The sequence below is a fragment of the Bacillus sp. SSR7 genome, assembly GCF_055902415.1.
The window spans coordinates 76,444-95,230 of the sequence record NZ_JBVVXV010000020.1 but is presented as its reverse complement, the minus strand read 5'-3'; the positions used below and the strand labels follow the sequence as shown (position 1 = coordinate 95,230).

17 protein-coding genes are annotated in these 18,787 nt (G+C 37.2%); 2 read left to right on the top strand and 15 right to left on the bottom strand.

Features of this window, described 5'->3' with window-relative positions; all coding sequences use genetic code 11:
* Positions 1 to 163: 163 nt before the first annotated feature.
* Positions 164 to 622, bottom strand: a complete 459-nt coding sequence (locus AC0NJG_RS25975; protein WP_062822141.1) for a SprT family protein — start codon at positions 620 to 622, stop codon at positions 164 to 166.
* A 195-nt stretch (positions 623 to 817) separates the two neighbouring features.
* Between AC0NJG_RS25975 and cmpA the strand changes: the two genes are divergently transcribed.
* Entirely contained in the window at positions 818 to 934 is a 117-nt protein-coding gene (cmpA, locus tag AC0NJG_RS25970; protein WP_001143642.1) for a cortex morphogenetic protein CmpA, read from the top strand.
* Between the two features lie 57 nt (positions 935 to 991).
* Here cmpA and AC0NJG_RS25965 read toward each other — a convergent pair whose 3' ends face one another.
* The 6 genes from AC0NJG_RS25965 to acpS form a co-directional block, all read right to left on the bottom strand.
* Positions 992 to 3,160: a Tex family protein gene (locus AC0NJG_RS25965; RefSeq protein ID WP_140168671.1), complete on the bottom strand. Its 2,169-nt coding sequence runs from the start codon at positions 3,158 to 3,160 to the stop codon at positions 992 to 994.
* A gap of 67 nt (positions 3,161 to 3,227) precedes the next feature.
* Entirely contained in the window at positions 3,228 to 3,578 is a 351-nt protein-coding gene (ndoA, locus tag AC0NJG_RS25960; protein ID WP_000635963.1) for a type II toxin-antitoxin system endoribonuclease NdoA, read from the bottom strand.
* A gap of 4 nt (positions 3,579 to 3,582) precedes the next feature.
* The gene (locus tag AC0NJG_RS25955; RefSeq protein ID WP_000004570.1) at positions 3,583 to 3,870 is read right to left on the bottom strand and encodes an antitoxin EndoAI; all 288 of its coding nucleotides are present in this window, start codon (positions 3,868 to 3,870) and stop codon (positions 3,583 to 3,585) included.
* Between the two features lie 310 nt (positions 3,871 to 4,180).
* Entirely contained in the window at positions 4,181 to 5,350 is a 1,170-nt protein-coding gene (alr, locus tag AC0NJG_RS25950; RefSeq protein ID WP_087952195.1) for an alanine racemase, read from the bottom strand.
* Positions 5,351 to 5,468: 118 nt separating this feature from the next.
* Positions 5,469 to 6,419: a LolA family protein gene (locus AC0NJG_RS25945; RefSeq protein ID WP_474063598.1), complete on the bottom strand. Its 951-nt coding sequence runs from the start codon at positions 6,417 to 6,419 to the stop codon at positions 5,469 to 5,471.
* Between the two features lie 156 nt (positions 6,420 to 6,575).
* Positions 6,576 to 6,935, bottom strand: a complete 360-nt coding sequence (acpS, locus tag AC0NJG_RS25940; protein ID WP_087952197.1) for a holo-ACP synthase — start codon at positions 6,933 to 6,935, stop codon at positions 6,576 to 6,578.
* Between the two features lie 92 nt (positions 6,936 to 7,027).
* Here acpS and AC0NJG_RS25935 point away from each other — a divergent pair, with 92 nt between their 5' ends.
* Positions 7,028 to 7,576 carry a rhomboid family intramembrane serine protease gene (locus AC0NJG_RS25935; protein WP_474063597.1) on the top strand — a complete coding sequence of 183 codons (549 nt, stop codon included), beginning with the start codon at positions 7,028 to 7,030 and terminating at the stop codon, positions 7,574 to 7,576.
* A 168-nt stretch (positions 7,577 to 7,744) separates the two neighbouring features.
* Here AC0NJG_RS25935 and uvsE read toward each other — a convergent pair whose 3' ends face one another.
* The 8 genes from uvsE to AC0NJG_RS25895 all read right to left on the bottom strand — a co-directional run bounded on the left by uvsE (position 7,745) and on the right by AC0NJG_RS25895 (position 18,728).
* A complete protein-coding gene (uvsE, locus tag AC0NJG_RS25930) occupies positions 7,745 to 8,707 on the bottom strand; it encodes a UV DNA damage repair endonuclease UvsE (RefSeq protein ID WP_087952199.1) in 963 nt (320 codons plus the stop codon).
* 98 nt (positions 8,708 to 8,805) lie between these two features.
* Positions 8,806 to 10,392: a degradosome RNA helicase CshA gene (gene cshA, locus AC0NJG_RS25925; protein ID WP_474063596.1), complete on the bottom strand. Its 1,587-nt coding sequence runs from the start codon at positions 10,390 to 10,392 to the stop codon at positions 8,806 to 8,808.
* Positions 10,393 to 10,697: 305 nt separating this feature from the next.
* Complete coding sequence (gene murF / locus AC0NJG_RS25920) at positions 10,698 to 12,074, bottom strand: UDP-N-acetylmuramoyl-tripeptide--D-alanyl-D-alanine ligase (RefSeq protein WP_000610683.1); 1,377 nt, start codon at positions 12,072 to 12,074, stop codon at positions 10,698 to 10,700.
* Between the two features lie 61 nt (positions 12,075 to 12,135).
* Positions 12,136 to 13,221, bottom strand: a complete 1,086-nt coding sequence (locus AC0NJG_RS25915) for a D-alanine--D-alanine ligase (protein ID WP_087952201.1) — start codon at positions 13,219 to 13,221, stop codon at positions 12,136 to 12,138.
* Positions 13,222 to 13,606: 385 nt separating this feature from the next.
* Positions 13,607 to 14,878: an MDR family MFS transporter gene (locus AC0NJG_RS25910; RefSeq protein ID WP_087952202.1), complete on the bottom strand. Its 1,272-nt coding sequence runs from the start codon at positions 14,876 to 14,878 to the stop codon at positions 13,607 to 13,609.
* A 108-nt stretch (positions 14,879 to 14,986) separates the two neighbouring features.
* Entirely contained in the window at positions 14,987 to 16,402 is a 1,416-nt protein-coding gene (locus tag AC0NJG_RS25905) for an amino acid permease (protein WP_000809368.1), read from the bottom strand.
* Between the two features lie 231 nt (positions 16,403 to 16,633).
* Positions 16,634 to 17,806: a homogentisate 1,2-dioxygenase gene (locus AC0NJG_RS25900; RefSeq protein WP_087952252.1), complete on the bottom strand. Its 1,173-nt coding sequence runs from the start codon at positions 17,804 to 17,806 to the stop codon at positions 16,634 to 16,636.
* Positions 17,772 to 18,728: a fumarylacetoacetate hydrolase family protein gene (locus AC0NJG_RS25895; RefSeq protein ID WP_087952204.1), complete on the bottom strand. Its 957-nt coding sequence runs from the start codon at positions 18,726 to 18,728 to the stop codon at positions 17,772 to 17,774. Before AC0NJG_RS25895 ends, AC0NJG_RS25900 begins: the two co-directional genes overlap by 35 nt.
* Positions 18,729 to 18,787 lie beyond the last annotated feature (59 nt).

Sequence of the window (18,787 nt, the reverse complement as noted above, 5' to 3'; positions counted from 1 at the left end):
ACGACCGATCGGTTAACAGCCGATAGCTCTACCACTGAGCTACTGCGGAATAATAAAGACAATTTGTATCTTATAAAATTTCTCATCGTAAGTCAAGAGGTTTTTTCGCAACATCTTGTACAAACGTGACATGTTTATAATATACTGGATTGCGTTTTCACTGTCAAGATGTTTTCTTTATCAGATTTAGTTTACCTTTACACTTTCCGCAGACATATCTTTTTGTATTAATTTGACGTCTTCTTACATATTGAAGCAAACACTCCATACATTCATACACATAAACCTTTTTTTCCTTCTCTTCATTCATCATTCGTTTACAAAAGCGTGGTGCATCAACTGCCTTTAATAGTTCTCGAAAATCCTTATCCCGATGCTTATACCCTCGTCCTGTAATATGTAAGTGATAATGACAAAGTTCATGTTTAACAATGCCAACTAATTCTTCTTTCCCATACATTTCGTAATATCGATAATTCAGTTCAATATTGTGTGTCTTCAATAGATAACGTCCGCCAGTTGTGCGCAACCTACTATTAAACATTGCCTTATGTAAAAATGGCATTCCGAAATATTGTAGTGATACTTCTTCCACTAGCCGCTGTATTTCTTGTTCATCCATTTTCATTCCCCCTAAACAAAAAAATATTTTTACACTTTTCTCCTCTCTTATACATATATTAAATAGTACATATACCCATCCTCATTCAAGAAGCGTGGTTTCTAAAAACATAGCAAAAGTAGAAATCCACTCACCAACCTCTCATTAATAGTACCTTACATTTATGAGAGTAGGATCAAACAAGGAGGGATTCCTATGCCTACATGGCTCAAAAAACAAATGCAACGCGCATATTTTGAAAAAAACCGGTATCAAATTAAATTATTAAATGAATGCTGGTTTTATTATAGCAAAATACATCAAAGTTCCTAATCCATTACACATTTTATCCTATAAAAAAAGAGCAGTTTCATCTGCTCTCTTCTCTTACTATTCAATCGGCAACATAGATAATGCAACGCGACCTTTTTTCGTATCAATATCATCTACCCATACTTTGACGATTTGTCCGACAGATACAACATCTAACGGATGCTTCACGTATTGTTTGCTTAGTTTAGAAATATGTACTAAACCATCTTGTTTCACACCTACATCAACAAAAGCACCAAAATCAACAACGTTACGAACTGTTCCTTCCAGTTCCATACCACGTTTTAAATCTTCTAATTTCAAAATCCCTTTTTTCAGAAGTGGTTTAGGCAACTCATCCCTCATGTCTCGCTCTGGACTAATGAGAGCATCTATAATATCGACTAATGTTGGCTCTCCTACTCCCGTTTCTTGGGACAACTTAGAAATCTCCACTTCTTCTAAACTCTTTTGTAACTGTGGTTGCCCTACATCATCTTTTGATAATCCCAGACTCTTCAATAACAATTCAACATTTTTATATTGTTCTGGATGAATACCTGTACGGTCTAACGGATTTGCCCCTTCTAATATACGTAAGAAACCTATACATTGTTCATATGTCTTCGCGCCTAGACGTGGTATTTTCTTTAAGTCTGTTCGTTTTGTAAATTTCCCTTCTTCTTCACGCTTTGCTACAATATTTTTCGCAACAGTTTTTGATAAACCCGAAACATATTGCAACAACGCAACGGAAGCTGTATTTACATTCACACCGACTTGGTTAACTGCCGTCTCTACTACAAATGTTAATGATTCATTTAATCTCTTTTGAGATACATCATGTTGATATTGTCCAACTCCAACTGATTTCGGATCAATCTTTACAAGTTCAGCAAGCGGATCTTGCAGACGTCTGCCGATAGAAACCGCACTTCTTTCTTCAACCTGTAAATCCGGGAATTCCTCACGGGCTAAATCAGAAGCCGAATACACACTCGCACCAGCTTCGTTCACAATAATATAGAAGACTTCTCGTTTCACATTTTGTAATACATCAACTATAAATTCTTCTGATTCTCTAGAAGCTGTACCATTCCCAATCGCAATCATTTCAACCTGATATTTATCTATAATAGAAAGAACTTTCGCTTTTGCATCTTCATATTTACGCACTGGTGGATGCGGATAAATAACATCAATATATAGAACTTTCCCCGTATCGTCTACGATAGCTAATTTACAACCCGTTCTATATGCAGGGTCTACAGCTAACACAACCTTTCCTTTCATTGGAGGTTGTAATAACAAATTACGTAAGTTCTCAGAGAAAATATGTATCGCTTGTTCCTCAGCTGTTTCTGTTAATTCTTTTCGAATCTCCCTTTCAATAGAGGATTGAATTAATCGTTTATAACCATCCTCTATTGCTAACTTTACATACTGTGCACTTTTTGAATCGTTATCACGAATTACTTTCTTATATAAGAAGGTTACTATCTCATCTACTGGTGGAACAACAGAAACTCTCAATATATCTTCTTTCTCACCTCGATTCATCGCTAATACGCGATGCGGCACGACTTTCTGCAACGGTTCTTCATAGCTGTAATACATTTCATATATATTTTTTTCATCTTTCTCTTCATCTTTTACAGCCGAAGACATAACACCTTTTCTAAAAGTAACGTTCCGAATCCACCTACGATATGCCGCTTCATCTGAAACGATTTCTGCAATAATGTCTTGAGCACCTTGCAATGCTTCTTCTGCAGATTGCACTTCTTTCTCGGCGTTTATAAACTCTATTGCCTTCTGATTCGGATCTTCTTTCGTATATAACAATAACCATTCAGCTAATGGCTCTAATCCTTTTTCTTTTGCAATCGTTGCTTTCGTTCTTCTCTTCTCTTTATACGGACGATATAAATCTTCTACTTCTTGCAACTTTGTAGCTTTCACAATTTGCTGACGTAATTCTCCTGTCAGTTTTCCCTTTTCATCAATAAGACGAAGAACCTCTTCTTTCCTATCTTCAAGCTGCATCATATATTGCCATCTCTCTAAAATTGCACGAATTTGCACTTCATCTAAAGAGCCTGTCCATTCTTTTCGGTAACGAGCAATAAATGGAACTGTGTTACCTTCTTCTGTTAATTGAATAACATGACGAACTTGCTTTTCGGTAAAGCCTAATTCCTTCACTAACATTTTCATTAACGCTTGTCGATTATCTACCATTTCCATATACAACCGTAACCTCCTCTATAATAAAAAAAGTTGCCCTTCAAAGAGAGCAACTTAAACTGCCGATTTAAAAATCTATTAGTCCTAAACTAATTTGTAGCGCTTCATCTACACGAATCATCATCACTTCATCTAAATGAGTGATTTTGTCCGTTAAGCGCTGCTTATCGATTGTTCGAATCTGCTCAAGTAAAATAACAGAATCTCTCTCAAAACCGTACTTTTTCGCATCAATTTCCACATGAGTGGGTAATTTAGCTTTTTGAATCTGTGCAGTAATAGCCGCTACAATCACCGTTGGACTAAAACGATTTCCGATGTCATTTTGAATGACAAGAACCGGACGAACGCCTCCTTGCTCAGAACCAACAACTGGGGAAAGGTCTGCAAAATACACGTCGCCGCGTTTTACAATCAAAATATTACCCCCCGCTAACTAAGCGTTCTACTGTATGAGCTGCTTCATACTCTGCTAAGAAAGCTTCAGATGCAATACCAAGATTAATTTTTCCCATTTCAATGTACCCACGTCGCATTGATTCATGTTGGTAGCGTTTCTTCGTCTTATGTTGACGCAATAACAGTTGTGTTGCCTGGCAAATTAGTTCATGGCGATTCTTATTCTCTTGTTTTCCAATTCCGTCCAATTCCGTTACCATTTGCTTTGGCAACCGAACCACGATTTCAGTAGTTACACTTGATTCGGACACAAAAATACACCTCCACCGTCAACTACACACCCAAATATATATATGACACCTATTGTAATAATACCATTGTATGGAGCCTGTTGCAAAGACTTCCTTATTCCTTGCTTATGTTTTCCAATTCACAAACAAAACATTCATATTCTTTTATTTTTTATCTCATTACAAACAAGAATCGAAAGAGTTTCTCCGCAAAATTCACGTTAAATTATGTTAAAAGTAACTATAAGTACAAAGCTTCTCATCAAAAACGAGCTTATTCCTAACCAATGAACAGCCCTCTCAAATGACAAGAAGCAAATCATACTACCTTCTATATATTATTCAAATAATTAATTACCTCTACAACCTTGCCATGCCGTATAAATATTCTCGGTACCCGAAAGCTTATCGTTGCAATAATTTCATAATTAATAGTTCCGGAATATTCAGCAACCTCAGTAGCACTAATATACTCATCACCTTGTCTTCCAATGAGTGTAACTTTCGTACCAAGTGGCACTTCACAAGGAAGATGAATCATGAACTGATCCATTGTTACTCGCCCTACAATCGGTACCCTTTTACCATTTACAAGCACTTCAAATCCTTGTAACCTTCTAAGCCAACCATCTGCATAGCCAATCGCTACAGTCGCAATCCATTCTTCCGTTTTCGTTCGATAAGTGACGTTATAGCTGATTCCATCCCCTTTAATCACCTGTTTAATATGAGCAACTTTCGTATGCAATGATAGCGCTGGTTCTAATTTAAACGGTAAAAAAGGGCGTATTTCTACAGACGGGGATAACCCATACATCGCAATGCCAATTCGTACTGCATTAAATGTAATCCCTTGAAAACGTAGCGTTGCAGCACTATTAGCTGTATGGACAAACTTAGGATCTACTCCGAATTCTTTCAACCAACTTAACTGCTGCAAAAATGTGTTATATTGTTTATCAAAGTAAGAAGTCTCCACCTCATCCGCTGTTGCAAAATGTGTATAAACTCCTTCTAATTCTAAAAATGGTGCACCTTCTAAACTCTTTAAAAATCCCTTTAATTCTTTTCGTTCGCGTATCCCAATTCTCCCCATACCACTATCAAAATTAATATGGTATTTCATTTTAGATGAACCATCCCATAGTTTGATTGCTTCATCCACCCATTCTTTTTGAAAAACAGTTAACGCTACATCATTTTCAGCAGCTACATTAACATCACGAGGTGGGGAAGGACCTAATACTAAAATTGGCACAGTAATACCAGCCCTTCGAAGCACTAAAGCTTCATCTAAAAAAGCAACTGCTAACCTTGTCGCCCCCGCTTCTAATGCCGTTTTAGCTACCGGTACATAATCGTGTCCATATGCATTCGCTTTAACTACAGCAAAAATCTCTACATCACTTGGAATGAAATTTTTAATGTGTGTAATATTGTTATAAATCGCATCTAAATCCACTTCCACCCAAGTGTCACGGTAAAATGGTGCTTCTTCCATAAATACACTTCCTTATACACGATATGCGAAGCTTATTCTTTTATATGCTTCTTTTATGAAATCCACCCTTCAAACTAAGAAAAGACGTGGTGCACATATATCACCACGTCTAAGAAGTTTACTTCACTTGCTTCTCTGTAACTGAACGAGCAACCATTAACAGCTCCTTCGGCTCTAAACCTTTAGACACGAGCATATATTCTACTCCGTTATGCGACCACGTTAAAGAGTCTTTCGTCAATGCTCCAATTGTAAAGCCAAGATCAACCAATTCTCCACTTACATTTATCGCTGACGAAGCCTCTGCAACTTTTGCCTTTTCTTGTATTAAAGTAAAGGATTTCTTACTTCCAGTGTATGTGAGTATCGCACGCTTGCCACTGTCTGTCTTCAACTCTTTTTCATCTTTCAAAGTCATACCTTGCGGCGTATCACGCGGATACAAAATAGCAAATGGTTTGTCTTCTTTCGCTGTCGTTTGAACATCTACTTGCGCTCTAGACATATTTTGTTTCGTATCAAATGCACCTTTATCAAATTTCGCATCAAATTTCACTTTAGAGAAATCTACTTTCACAAGAACATTTTGATCATTATCCATTAACTTCACCGAAACTGGTGTTAAATCACTTTTCTTCAATGTAATCTCTTGTTTCGGCAACATGTTTTGGTGTTGATAATTTGTTTTTGTTTTAAAGATATAATACTTATCTGTTTTTTCAAAAGTAAGGTTTTTCTTATCCTGCAAAATATCTCTAACAAGAGATTCGTATAAATAAGCCTGGCTACTATTTTGCGGCCAATCACTTTGGAAACGGAAACTCTTATTAAGCGCTGGCGTTAATACAAATACACCTTCTTCATTCCTTAAAATAATTTGACTTTGATCTTTTTTCGCATTCTGCAAATTCACACGATAAAAAGCAGGTTCCTTATGCCATATTTCTACCTTATACTCCTGAGGCTCATTCCCTGTTTTAATAGATAATTTCGCTTCAGCTTGATAACTTTTCAACCCTTTTACTTTCGCCTCTAAATCTCTCACAACATCATCTTGTTTCTTTTCCATACAACCGGCCAACACAAAAACGGTTAATAAACCGACAAGAACTAAAAACAGACGCCTTTTCATCACTTCAGCCCCTTTGCCCCTATAAATGAATGGAAGATGTACCTTCCTTATCGCTACCACAAATATATGAGACAAAGATATAAAATATGCAGACTAGCGTGACGAGCTTTCTAAAACAACTTGAGCAACAGCAAATTCCTTACTATGACTAATTGATAAATGAACAATATGCTCTGTACTTGTAATAAGAATCGGCTTACCTCTATCATCATTTCTTACTTCAATATCTAAAAAACTCACTTCTTTCCCGATACCAGTCCCTACCGCTTTTGAATACGCCTCTTTCGCTGCAAATCTTCCAGCTACAAACTCTGTAAGGCGACTTCCCTTCAGCTCCTTAGCAACATTACGTTCATTTTCAGTTAAAATACGTTCCATAAATTTAAGCTTTCCATCTAGCATTTTTTCAATTCGATTTAATTCAATAATATCGATTCCAATCCCTACAATCATTTCAAAATCCCCTTCTTCTATTTAGCTTTCTTTTTTCATATTGTAAGAATAACAGAGAATCTTTCTGATGCAAAAGGAGTGATACTCACAACATGCTAATACCATCCGCCCGCATTTCCTTACAACCAATCGTCATAGCTTTACTTCTCATACAATTAATCATGATTATACTAGGCGATTTTTTCCTCTTTCCTATGGCAGCTTATAATGAATATATCGCTAAAGGAGAATGGTGGCGTCTCATAACTTCCCTGCTCGTACATGTAGACTTACAACATTTTCTTGCTAATAGTATTTGTTTATTCGTACTTGGCTCTTCTATTGAAAAACAACTAGGGCACTTTTCTTTCATCACTATTTTTTTCCTTTCCGGCATTCTCGGAAATATTTCCTCTTATCTAATTATGCCTCATGAATACATTCATGCCGGGGCATCTGGTGGTATTTTCGGATTGCTAGGTGCACAATTATTTCTATTGTATGGCCGATATCGTTCTTCCAATCCAAGAGACATCGCTATTTTTTCAATCATGATATGTATATTACTACTATTCACTTTCTTCAATCCCTCTGCCAACCCTATCAGCCATTTAACAGGATTGATCATTGGTGGTATTTGCACTCCTTTATTAATAAAGTGAAACTTTAATCAGTGGGGGTTTTGTCCATCCCCCACCGATTATTAGCCCACACCAATCGGGCTTTTACGGGCAGTTAATCTCCCACCTCCCCCTCGTATTCACCAATTTTTGAGGTAGGAGTCTTACAGCTCGCAAATAGCGGGGCAAAAAAACTCGATGGTGCAGAGCTCATTTAATATAAAAGCTCGCACCATCGACAATCTCTACATCTGTTTGTTCACTTAAATCTCTCATGAGTTGAAATAAAGACTCATCCTTCTTCTTCGCTTCAATCATACAATCAATTTGCGGAACACTTCCTTTTATCTTTTTTAAAAAAGATAAAAAAGTATCTACATTAATAAAGTCCGCATGTGCCCTTGGGTCTTTTCCCTCTCTAGGACTAGAAATGTGCATTTTCACCGGTAACAAAGACGATTCCCACGTATGTACAACACGCGCCCAATCTTCATGCCAATCTTCTCGCTCATGATTCATCATATGATGATGTAAATCAAATACAACGGGAATGTCCAACTTTTCTCCTAAATATAATGTGTCCTCGAGCGTAAAAGTTGTATCATCATTTTCTAACATAATCATTTCCTGAATACCTCTTGGGACATTAGACCAATTCTCTATAAAACGCTCTAATGCGAGCTCTTTATCTTTATATCCGCCACCAACATGCATTACACATCGTTGCTTATGTTCAATTCCCATACCTTTTAATAATTTTCTATGCATTTGTAATGTCTTGACAGATTGTTTAAAAATATTCTCCTCAGGTGAATTGAGTACAACAAAATGATCTGGATGAAAATCAATACGCATATTCATTCGAATAGCGTACTCACCTAGCACTTTTAAATTTTCTTTTAAGGGACGAATGTAGTTCCACTCTAACAACTCATCATGATTCGCTAAAGGAATCAACTTAGAGCTAAGTCGAAAAAAGGATATATCATGGCCTTTATTATGCTTTAATAACCGTAAGCAATTTTCCAAATTAGAATTAGCAATTCTTTCAAGTTTACGAATCGCCGCTTCCCGATCATCTATTTTTTGAAACTGCGCGTACGTCATCGTTTGAGACGGAGATGCATTTTTTAAATGTACACTCATCGCAACATACCCAAGTCTTACAAGCATGTAGCACCTCATTTCTACACAAGTTATTATGTAGTATGTACAATTACAGAAATAAAAAAAAGAGAATGCCGGAAAAGGGCATTCTCTTTTTTTTATTATTAAGCTTGTGGCTTACGGCTATGATGTTTTCTTTCGCCGCGTCCGTTTGAAGATCCTGGGCGACTTTGACCTTCACCACGACGACCACGGTTACCTTCACGGCTACCTTCACGATTGCGATCACGGTTACCGTCACGATTACGACCATCACGATTACGGTCACGGTTACGACCATCGCCACCGCGTCCATCACGACTACGATTACGGTTACCATCACGGTATCCGCCTCCGTTACCGCCACGTTTTTTAGAACCGCCACCTCTTGAAACAACTGGTGGTTCTGATGTTAAAGCGATTGGAGTTGTATCTGGCTCTTTTGTCATCATTTTTAAAGCAGCAGCTACTACTGTTACAGAGTCGTTCTCTTCTAACATTTCTTCTGCAATACGCTTGTAGTATGCTAAGTTTTCATTTTCAATTGTGTTTTGAAGTTTTTCAGCGATTAAACGTTGTTGACCTTCTAGTGCCTCGTCAAGTGTTGGTGCATCCATGCGGTCCATTTTACGTTTTGTTGTACGCTCAATATTTTTTAATTGTCCAGATTCACGTGGTGTTACAAATAGCATTGCAATACCTTTTTTACCTGCACGACCAGTACGGCCAATACGGTGAACGTATGATTCTGGATCTTGTGGAATATCGAAGTTGTATACGTGTGTTACACCTGAAATATCAAGACCACGCGCAGCAACGTCTGTTGCAACAAGAACTTCAATAGAACCTTCTTTGAACTTACGTAATACAGACATACGTTTCGCCTGAGTTAAATCACCATGGATACCTTCCGCAGCATAACCACGTAAATTTAATGCTTCTGATAATTCATCAACACGACGCTTTGTACGACCGAATACAATCGCAAGCTCTGGAGATTGAATGTCTAATAAGCGTGTTAATACGTCAAACTTTTTCTTTTCTTGCACTTCTAAATAGAACTGCTGAATGTTTGGCATTGTTACTTCTTTTGCTTTTACTTTAATGTGTTGAGGCTCAGTCATGAAACGCTCAGCAATACGACGGATTGGGTCCGGCATTGTCGCTGAGAATAGTAATGTTTGGTGTGTTTCTGGCACATCTGTTAAAATTGCTTCAATATCTTCAATGAAGCCCATGTTTAACATTTCATCCGCTTCGTCAAGAACAACTGTCTCTACGTTTTGTAAGCGAAGTGTTTTACGGTTAATATGATCTAAAATACGACCCGGCGTACCAACAATAATGTGTGGGTGTTTTTTTAGAGCACGAATTTGGCGGTTAATATCTTGACCACCGTAAATTGGTAAGATACGAACGCGTTTATGTTTACCAATTTTGTATAGCTCTTCTCCAACTTGAATTGCTAATTCACGCGTTGGCGCGATAACAATACCTTGAACCGATTCTTTATGTGTATCCACTTTATCTAATAGTGGTAATCCGAATGCTGCTGTTTTCCCTGTACCTGTTTGTGCTTGCCCAATAATATCCTTACCTTGCAATGCATGTGGAATTGTTTCAGCTTGAATTGGCGTAGCCTCTTCAAAGCCCATACTTTCAACAGATTGCAGTAAAGAATCACTTAATCCTAATTCTCGAAATGTTGTCAATGTTACTTCTCCTTTTCTATCCTATACTTATCATTTAAAAAAAGGCGTTTTCCGAATTTGCGGAAAAGCCCTTTTCCTGAATGCTCACGTATATAAACGGGCGTATATTCTTCACGAAAATACTTCTAAACGTTATTACACTTTATCAATTATAAGTTTTGTATGTGTAAAAAGCAAACCCAACTGTTACCTTATTTTCATATTCAGAGGTTTTTTCTTCACTTTTATTTTTTTATATTTACTGTAAGCGCTTATTATAAGTTTCTTCTTTTTTCGTAGCTATCATCCCTATTTATATACACCAATTATTTCAACATCGTAATTACTTCTTCCAATTTCATACCGCGAGATGCTTTTACTAATACAACATCTTTTGCATCGACTACTGCTTGCAACTCTTTTACTAACTCTTCTTTATTATCATAAGCCTTTACACGTTCGTTAGGGAAATTAATTTTCGCTCCTTCAGCAATTTGAGCCCCTAATTTACCATATGTGAACACATAGGAGATTTTTGCTGGATCGATTAATTTACCTACCTCATAATGAAACTGTACTTCTTGATCTCCAAGCTCTAACATATCGCCGAGAACAACAATTTTTTTAGAGAATCCATCTAAACCATTCATTAGGTGGAATGCTGCTTCCATAGCCGTTGGACTTGCATTATAAGCATCGTTGATAATTGTTAATCCACTATTTGTTTTTACAATTTCCATACGCATGCCTGTCATTTGAAGTGTTACTAAACCTTCTTTCATCTCTTCCCACGTTACACCAAAGTGTTTCGCAATTGCCATAGAAGCAAGCGTATTATACACATTGTGTTTCCCTAATACCGGTAGATAGAATGAAATGTTTTCTTCTCTATTCATTTTAAAGTGTGTCCCAGTTGCTTGTAACGTTACAGTCGTTGGATAGTAATCATTTGCTCTAGCATCACCAAACGTAACTGTTTCAGCTATTAAATTCATTTCAGGAACACGATTCGTTAATAATGGCTCGTCTCCGTTATATACGAACACTCCACCTTCTTGTAGTCCTGTCACAATTTCTAATTTCGCTTCAGCAATTGCCTCACGAGAGCCTAAGTCCATTAAATGCGCTTCACCAATGTTCGTAATGATAGCTGCATTTGGACGAGCTAACTTAGATAGGAATTCAATTTCCCCGCGGCTTGACATTCCCATTTCTAATACAGCCACTTCTGTATTTTCTTCTAAGTTTAAAATAGTAAGAGGTAGCCCGATATGATTATTGAAGTTTCCTTCTGTTTTTTGAACTTTGAATTTAGTCGCAAGAAGACTTGTTACAATATCTTTTGTAGATGTTTTACCGTTACTACCTGTCACACCAATCACTTTAACATCCAATTGGTCGCGATAGTTTTTTGCTAACATTTGTAATGCTGATAGCGTGTCTTCTACAAAAATAACCGGAAGATTCTCAGGTGGATTTGCTACATCTTTCATCCATAATGTCGCCACAGCTCCATTTTCAACAGCTTTATCTACAAAAGCATGTCCATCGAAACGTTCACCTTGAATCGGAACATATAAGTTTCCTTTTTCGATTTTTCTCGTATCAATAGACACTCCTTGTATAGTAATCCCCTCATATTGCTCTGCTAATCCCGTACCATTTGTCATTTGTTCTACTTGTTTTAACGTTCGATTTATCATAAAAAACACTCCTCACATAGAGGAAGCACTATTCCTGCGAATAGTGCCTCCTCCTTTTTTGTTAGATTGTATATTTAATTTTTTGTTTTTCTTCGTGACGCTCCATTGCTAAACGAATTAGCTCTTCAATTAATTCCGGATACGGTAATCCAGTATGTTGCCATAATAGAGGGAACATACTAAACGGCGTAAATCCTGGCATCGTATTCACTTCGTTAATATATACTTCTCCATCTTTCGTTAAGAAGAAATCAGCTCTTGTTAAGCCCGCACCATCTAACGATTGGAATGCAATAATTGCATCTCGCTTAATAACGTTAGACTCTTCTTCTGTCATTTCAGCTGGAATAATCAACGCTGTATCGCCATCGATGTATTTCGACTTATAATCATAGAAGTCTTTTTTCGGTACGATTTCACCTACAACTGAACATTTCGGCTCATCATTACCTAATACACCAACTTCTACTTCACGTCCAACAATATTTTCTTCTACAATAATTTTGCGGTCAAATTGGAATGCCTCTTCAAATGCATTCTCAAGTTCTTCACGATTTTTACACTTATTAATCCCAACACTTGAACCAAGGTTTGCTGGTTTTACGAAGCAAGGATATCCTAATACTTCTTCTACCTTTTCATATGCTGTTTCACGATCTTTTTCCCATGCGCTACGAATGAATGATGCATATTTTGCTTGCTTCAATCCAGCTTCCGCAAAAATGTTTTTCATAATAACTTTATCCATACCAGCAGCAGATGCTAGAACACCATTTCCTACATAAGGAATATTCATCAATTCTAATAATCCTTGAACCGTTCCATCTTCACCATTTGGTCCATGTAGTAATGGGAAAATAACGTCAATAGCATTTTCCTCAGAACCTGCCGATGGAATGATTTCTGTGCTTAATGATAACGGAGAAATCGCATTTTCTGCCCCGCTCATTTTTAGAACTTCAACATCTGTCACTTCACCTTCAATACGCTCACCGCGTACCCATTGACCTTGTTCTGTAATATAAATTGGATGAATCTCGAATTTATCTTGATTTAATGCTTTAATAGCAGCAAGAGCCGTTTGTAGCGAAACTTGATGCTCAGCTGATTTTCCACCATATAATAAACCTAATTTAATTTTTGTCACTGAAATCACCCTAACCAATTGTTTTCATTTTTCTATTTTAGCACTTTTTATAAAAATAGGTAGTTCCTATTTGAAATAAAATGCAACTTCCACAAATAATTAAATGACACCACTTATTGGTTTTCTATACTTTTTCCACTTAACTTTCTTCATACATATATAAAGTGAAACTTTAATCAGTGGGGGGTTCTTCATCCCCTACTGATTATCAGCCCTCACCAATCGGACTTTAATGGGCAGCCCGCCCCCCACCTAACTTCTTTGCTTTCGCTGAATTTTGAGGTGGGGGTCTTACTGCCCATTAAAGTGGGGTAAAATTGCAAACCAATCTAGTTATGTACCTAAAATATGTAGAAATCCCCTTTTTGTGTATGTCATCTAATCATTAAGAAGATTGTTTGGTTAGTGTGCTTTTGTGCCTTTGTTCAACGAGACGATCTAAAGAAACATATACAATACCTGCAACTACACATCCTACAGCTAAAATTGTAAATAAAAAGTGGCCAAGTAATCGATCTAATAAAAAACCTCCAAGAAGTGGACCGAATGCACTTCCTGTAATCCACTGCAAACTCGCAGCTCCCATATAAGTCCCTCTCAAATGCTCAGGGGCCAAATTCGCTACAAACGTCATCTGTACGGGGGACATAATCATTTCACCTAACGTATATATGGCATATACAAACAATAAAGTTATTAAAATAATCGTAGCATTTGCATCAAATTCTCCAAACCACTTCGGTAACCACCCTATAAAAAATAACCCAATCCCAAACAAACATGCACCATATAACATCGTCTTTCCGACAGGTTTATCTGTGGCCCATTTTGAAATTTGAAATTGAAACAACACCACTAGTAGTCCATTTAAAGCCATTAAATATGGATATGGATTGTTAGTTCCAAAAATATCCTTCATTTCATTATCAAAGTGCAGTGGCAACATGCCTTCTGTTTGAGAAAATCCCATCGAAATAATGATACCTGCTAATAAATAAATCATAAGTGCCTTATCTCGAAATACAATTTTCCACACTGCTCCTGATTCCTTTTCTGTATCATCTTCTTTATTCGTACTCTTTGGCATTGTCTCTTGAATAAGGACGAATACAAGTAATGCATAAAATAACATCGTAGACGAAGCAATAACAAACACAAGGTTCTTCGATAACATAACTACTGAAGCTCCCATTATCGGACCAATTGCAGCACCTATATTGTGTCCCATTCGCAATAAACCATATGCTTCTGTTCTTTTTTCTGGCGCCGTTACATCCGCAACCATCGCTGATGCAGCTGGATGAAATAACGAATTACTTAACCCTAAAAAAATAGATAAAATCGCATATGGAATAAATCCTTCTATAAATAAAAAACCGAGCATGAATACCGCATTGCTCGCCATCGAAAATATCATAATCGGTTTTCTTCCATATATATCAGCAATTCTTCCCCCTATAATTGATCCAAAGCTTGCAGCAATTGGAGACAGTGCCATAATCACTCCGACCTGTAATAATGAATCTACCTTATCTTTTAAATATAATGCAAAAAAAGGCATCAACATCATCATTGCAATTCCATTTAACGTCTCACCAATAAACCGAATCCATACGTTACGGTCCATCTCCCTTAACTCACGCCACGTATTTTTCATTATTTCACCCCTTTTGTTCACCAATAATTATCTTATAACAAGTTCAGAAGAATGTAAATTTTCAAAATTAAAAATCCATTCTAACAGAATTAGAATGGATTTTTCTACTTATAAATTGGCTGCGTCGTCTTCTTCTTTACTATTATTTAAAGCACTATGTTTTCGGCTATATAAGAAGTAAACCGCAATACCGATAATCATCCATACACCAAAACTAATCCAAGCCGTCCCGGATAATTGAAGCATTAAGTATAAACAAAAAATTACCGTTAACGCTGGTAAAAATGGTACAAGCGGTGCCTTAAATGCTCTTGGTAAATCAGGATGCGTTCTTCTCATTACAATAACAGCAACAGCTACAAGTGCAAAGGCTGATAAAGTCCCCATATTTACAAGATGCGCTAACACATTTAAATCTATTAATCCTGAAATAAGTGCTGCAATAATTCCCGTTGTCCACGTATTTAAAAACGGTGTTTTAAATTTCGGGTGAACTTTAGCAAGACGTTTCGGCAACAATCCATCTCTACTCATTGCATATGAAACGCGTACTTGCCCATACATCATAACTAACATTACTGTTGTGATCCCTGTAATTGCTCCTACTGAAATTACTCCCGCTAAACTATCTTGTCCAATAAATTGAAGTGCAAAAGCGACTGGATCTGATATATTTAACTGTCCGTATGGAACAATTCCTGTCAAAATAAGCGAAACGATAATATAAAGAGCCGTACAAATTAATAAAGATGCAATAATACCAATTGGTAAATCACGTTGTGGACGTTTCACTTCTTCTGCTGCCGTTGAAACTGCATCAAATCCTATGAATGCAAAGAACACTGTAGCAGCTCCAGCCATTACACCATCTAAGCCAAATGGCATAAAAGGCGTCCAGTTTTCAGGTTTCACATAATTAAAACCAGCAAAGATAAAAATAAGAACAACCGCTAGTTTAATAAATACCATAATATTATTTACACGTGCACTTTCACGAACACCTCTAGATAAAAGAACTGTCATCACTAAAATAATTAGAACTGCCGGCAAATCAATTATTCCACCCTTTCCTGTACCAGGGGCCGAGGAGAGAATGGTAGGAATATGAATTCCAAATCCCTTTAATAAAGATTGGAAGTACGCGGACCAACCATTTGCCACAGCAGAGGTTGCAAGTAAATACTCAAGCATTAAGTCCCATCCGATTAAAAATGCGAATACTTCTCCCATCGTCGCATATGTGTACGTATACACACTGCCTGAGACAGGAACTGAAGAAGCAAATTCAGCATAACAAAATGCAGCAAAGGCACATGCTAACGCGGCTATCGCAAATGATAATATAATAGCTGGTCCAGAATGTTTCGCTGCTACCACGCCCGTTAGAACAAAAATACCTGTTCCAACAATTGCCCCAATTCCAAGCATCGTTAAATCTAGTGCGCCCAATGTTCTTGCTAACGTCTTTTGTTTACTCTCTTGCATTAACTTTGCAATAGGCTTCTTTTGAAAAATTTGCTTCATAGCATGCTCCTCCAAGTTTTAAATTTTCTGAAAATTTTTAATTCGCTTTTTTATTTTACTCATAGTACTTTTTCCAGTCAATACTTTTGTCGAAATAAGTAGAAACTCTTATGAATATGCACGATTTTTATCATTCTTTCTATATATCTTTCTATAACTTTTTTTGGTATTATTATACATGTCGATTCCATAAAAAAGGCATGCTCTGTTATTGAGCATGCCTCTTTTTACTTATTTCACAGTATATGATCCCTCTTCAATCCAGCTATACATATATTTTTCATCTTCTGTTTCATGTGCTTGTTTTACAATACGAAGCGGACGGAATGTATCTATCATAACAGCTAATTCAAGCGTTTCTTTTTTCCCTATACTCGCCTCTGTTTTCCCAGGATGTGGCCCGTGAGGAATGCCGCTCGGATGAAGTGTAATAGACCCTTCCTCCACACCTTTTCGGCTCATAAAGTTACCTTCTACATAGTACAGTACTTCATCACTATTCACGTTACTATGATAATACGGTGCCGGAATAGATTCTGGATGATAGTCATATAAACGTGGTACGAAAGAACAAATAACGAAATTGTGACCCTCGAACGTTTGATGTACTGGAGGTGGCTGATGAATACGACCTGTAATTGGTTCAAAATCCTCTACATTAAAGACCCACGGATATAAATAGCCATCCCAACCAACAACATCTAACGGATGATGTCCTAAAACATGTTTATGCATATAGCCCCTCGACTTTGTCATTACGACAAACTCACCTTTTTCATCATACGTCTCTAATTTTTCAGGACCACGAATATCTCTCTCACAAAACGGGCTATGCTCTAACAATTGTCCATATTCATTACGATAGCGACGCGGTGTTGTAATTTGACTATTTGCCTCTACAACAAGAAACTTAGTCTCTCCTTCATCTGGAATAACACGATAAATCGTTCCAATTGGAATTGTTACATAATCGCCTTTTCTATAATGAACCGTTCCAAACATCGTTTCAATTTTTCCTGTTCCATAATGGACAAACAACATTTCATCACCATCACCATTACGGTAGAAATAATCCATTTTTTCTGTTGGGCTCACTACTCCGATTAATAAATCCTCATTCCCAAGTATAAAGTTTCTTCCGCTTACTGCATCACCACTTTTTTTATTTTCTTTCGTGCGAAAGTGACGATGAGAAAGAGCAACATCTTCTTCATATTGCAACCGACAAGAATGAGATAATGCCGCATGTCCTACTTCCGTTGGCATATAATGATGATACAAAATAGACTGCGTACCAGAAAAACCTTTTGTTCCCATTACCTGTTCACGATAAAGCGACCCATCTTTTTTACGGAATTGTACATGTCGTTTATGAGGTAGCTCCCCCATGTGACGATAAAACATGCCCATCACCTGCTTCCTTTTCTTTTTTGACCGTATTACGTAATGTGCCTAAACCAGTAATCGTAAGCTCTACAACATCACCATCTTGTAGCCACTCTTCTGTACCTAGTTCTAAAATGCAACCTGTTCCTACTGTTCCAGAACCAATCACATCGCCTGGGTATAACGTAACGTCTTCCGAAGCACGTTCAATCATTTCAGCAAATGTATAGTAAATATCTCGGAAGTTCCCTTTTGATAATAGCTTTCCATTTACATGAGCAGTCATCTCTAACTCATAACGGTCACCATTGCGATAAACATCTAATTCCTCTTTCGTAACAAGGTACGCTCCTAATGAAGTTGCAAAATCTTTTCCCTTCGCTGGACCAAGTCCTACCTTCATTTCTGTTGCTTGTAAGTCCCTTGCACTCCAATCATTCATAATACAATAACCAAAAATGTATTCCTCTGCTTGCTCACGAGAAATATTTCTTCCTTCTTTCCCAATTACGCAAGCAATCTCTAATTCATAATCAAGTTTTTTAGATTTCTTCGGACTAATTACAACATCATCTGGACCAATTACAGCACGATGATTCGTAAAATAAAAAACCGGGATATCGTACCATTCAGGTACAACATCTAACCCTCTTCGGCCACGTGCCGTTTTTACGTGCTGTTCAAATGCATAAAAATCCCTAATACTACTCGGATTAGGAATCGCTGCTGCTAATTGCACTTCCTCTAAAGAATATATGCCCTTTTCCGGATTGTTAATATTACGCAACACTTCTACATACTCATCCGCTTTCTCTAAAAAGGCGAACATAGAAGAAGGTAATTTTCCACCACTAGCAAGATTCATATCGATTACTTTGTCACCTTCAAGCCATCCAGCTCGCATTTCTTTTGAAGGAAGACGAAATGTAACAAATTTCATCATGATTCCTCCTTATGAAAATGAAATTTCCACCAGCAAAAGAATTCCTGCTGGTGGAT

Coding starts and splice junctions, on each gene's coding strand:
- AC0NJG_RS25975 (WP_062822141.1), bottom strand. CDS start 622: ATGGATGAACAAGAAATACAGCGGCTAGTGGAAGAAGTATCACTACAA.
- cmpA (WP_001143642.1), top strand. CDS start 818: ATGCCTACATGGCTCAAAAAACAAATGCAACGCGCATATTTTGAAAAA.
- AC0NJG_RS25965 (WP_140168671.1), bottom strand. CDS start 3,160: ATGGAAATGGTAGATAATCGACAAGCGTTAATGAAAATGTTAGTGAAG.
- alr (WP_087952195.1), bottom strand. CDS start 5,350: ATGGAAGAAGCACCATTTTACCGTGACACTTGGGTGGAAGTGGATTTA.
- AC0NJG_RS25945 (WP_474063598.1), bottom strand. CDS start 6,419: ATGGAAAAGAAACAAGATGATGTTGTGAGAGATTTAGAGGCGAAAGTA.
- acpS (WP_087952197.1), bottom strand. CDS start 6,935: ATGATTGTAGGGATTGGAATCGATATTATTGAATTAAATCGAATTGAA.
- AC0NJG_RS25935 (WP_474063597.1), top strand. CDS start 7,028: ATGCTAATACCATCCGCCCGCATTTCCTTACAACCAATCGTCATAGCT.
- uvsE (WP_087952199.1), bottom strand. CDS start 8,707: ATGCTTGTAAGACTTGGGTATGTTGCGATGAGTGTACATTTAAAAAAT.
- murF (WP_000610683.1), bottom strand. CDS start 12,074: ATGATAAATCGAACGTTAAAACAAGTAGAACAAATGACAAATGGTACG.
- AC0NJG_RS25910 (WP_087952202.1), bottom strand. CDS start 14,878: ATGAAAAATACGTGGCGTGAGTTAAGGGAGATGGACCGTAACGTATGG.
- AC0NJG_RS25905 (WP_000809368.1), bottom strand. CDS start 16,402: ATGAAGCAAATTTTTCAAAAGAAGCCTATTGCAAAGTTAATGCAAGAG.
- AC0NJG_RS25900 (WP_087952252.1), bottom strand. CDS start 17,806: ATGTTTTATCGTCACATGGGGGAGCTACCTCATAAACGACATGTACAA.
- AC0NJG_RS25895 (WP_087952204.1), bottom strand. CDS start 18,728: ATGAAATTTGTTACATTTCGTCTTCCTTCAAAAGAAATGCGAGCTGGA.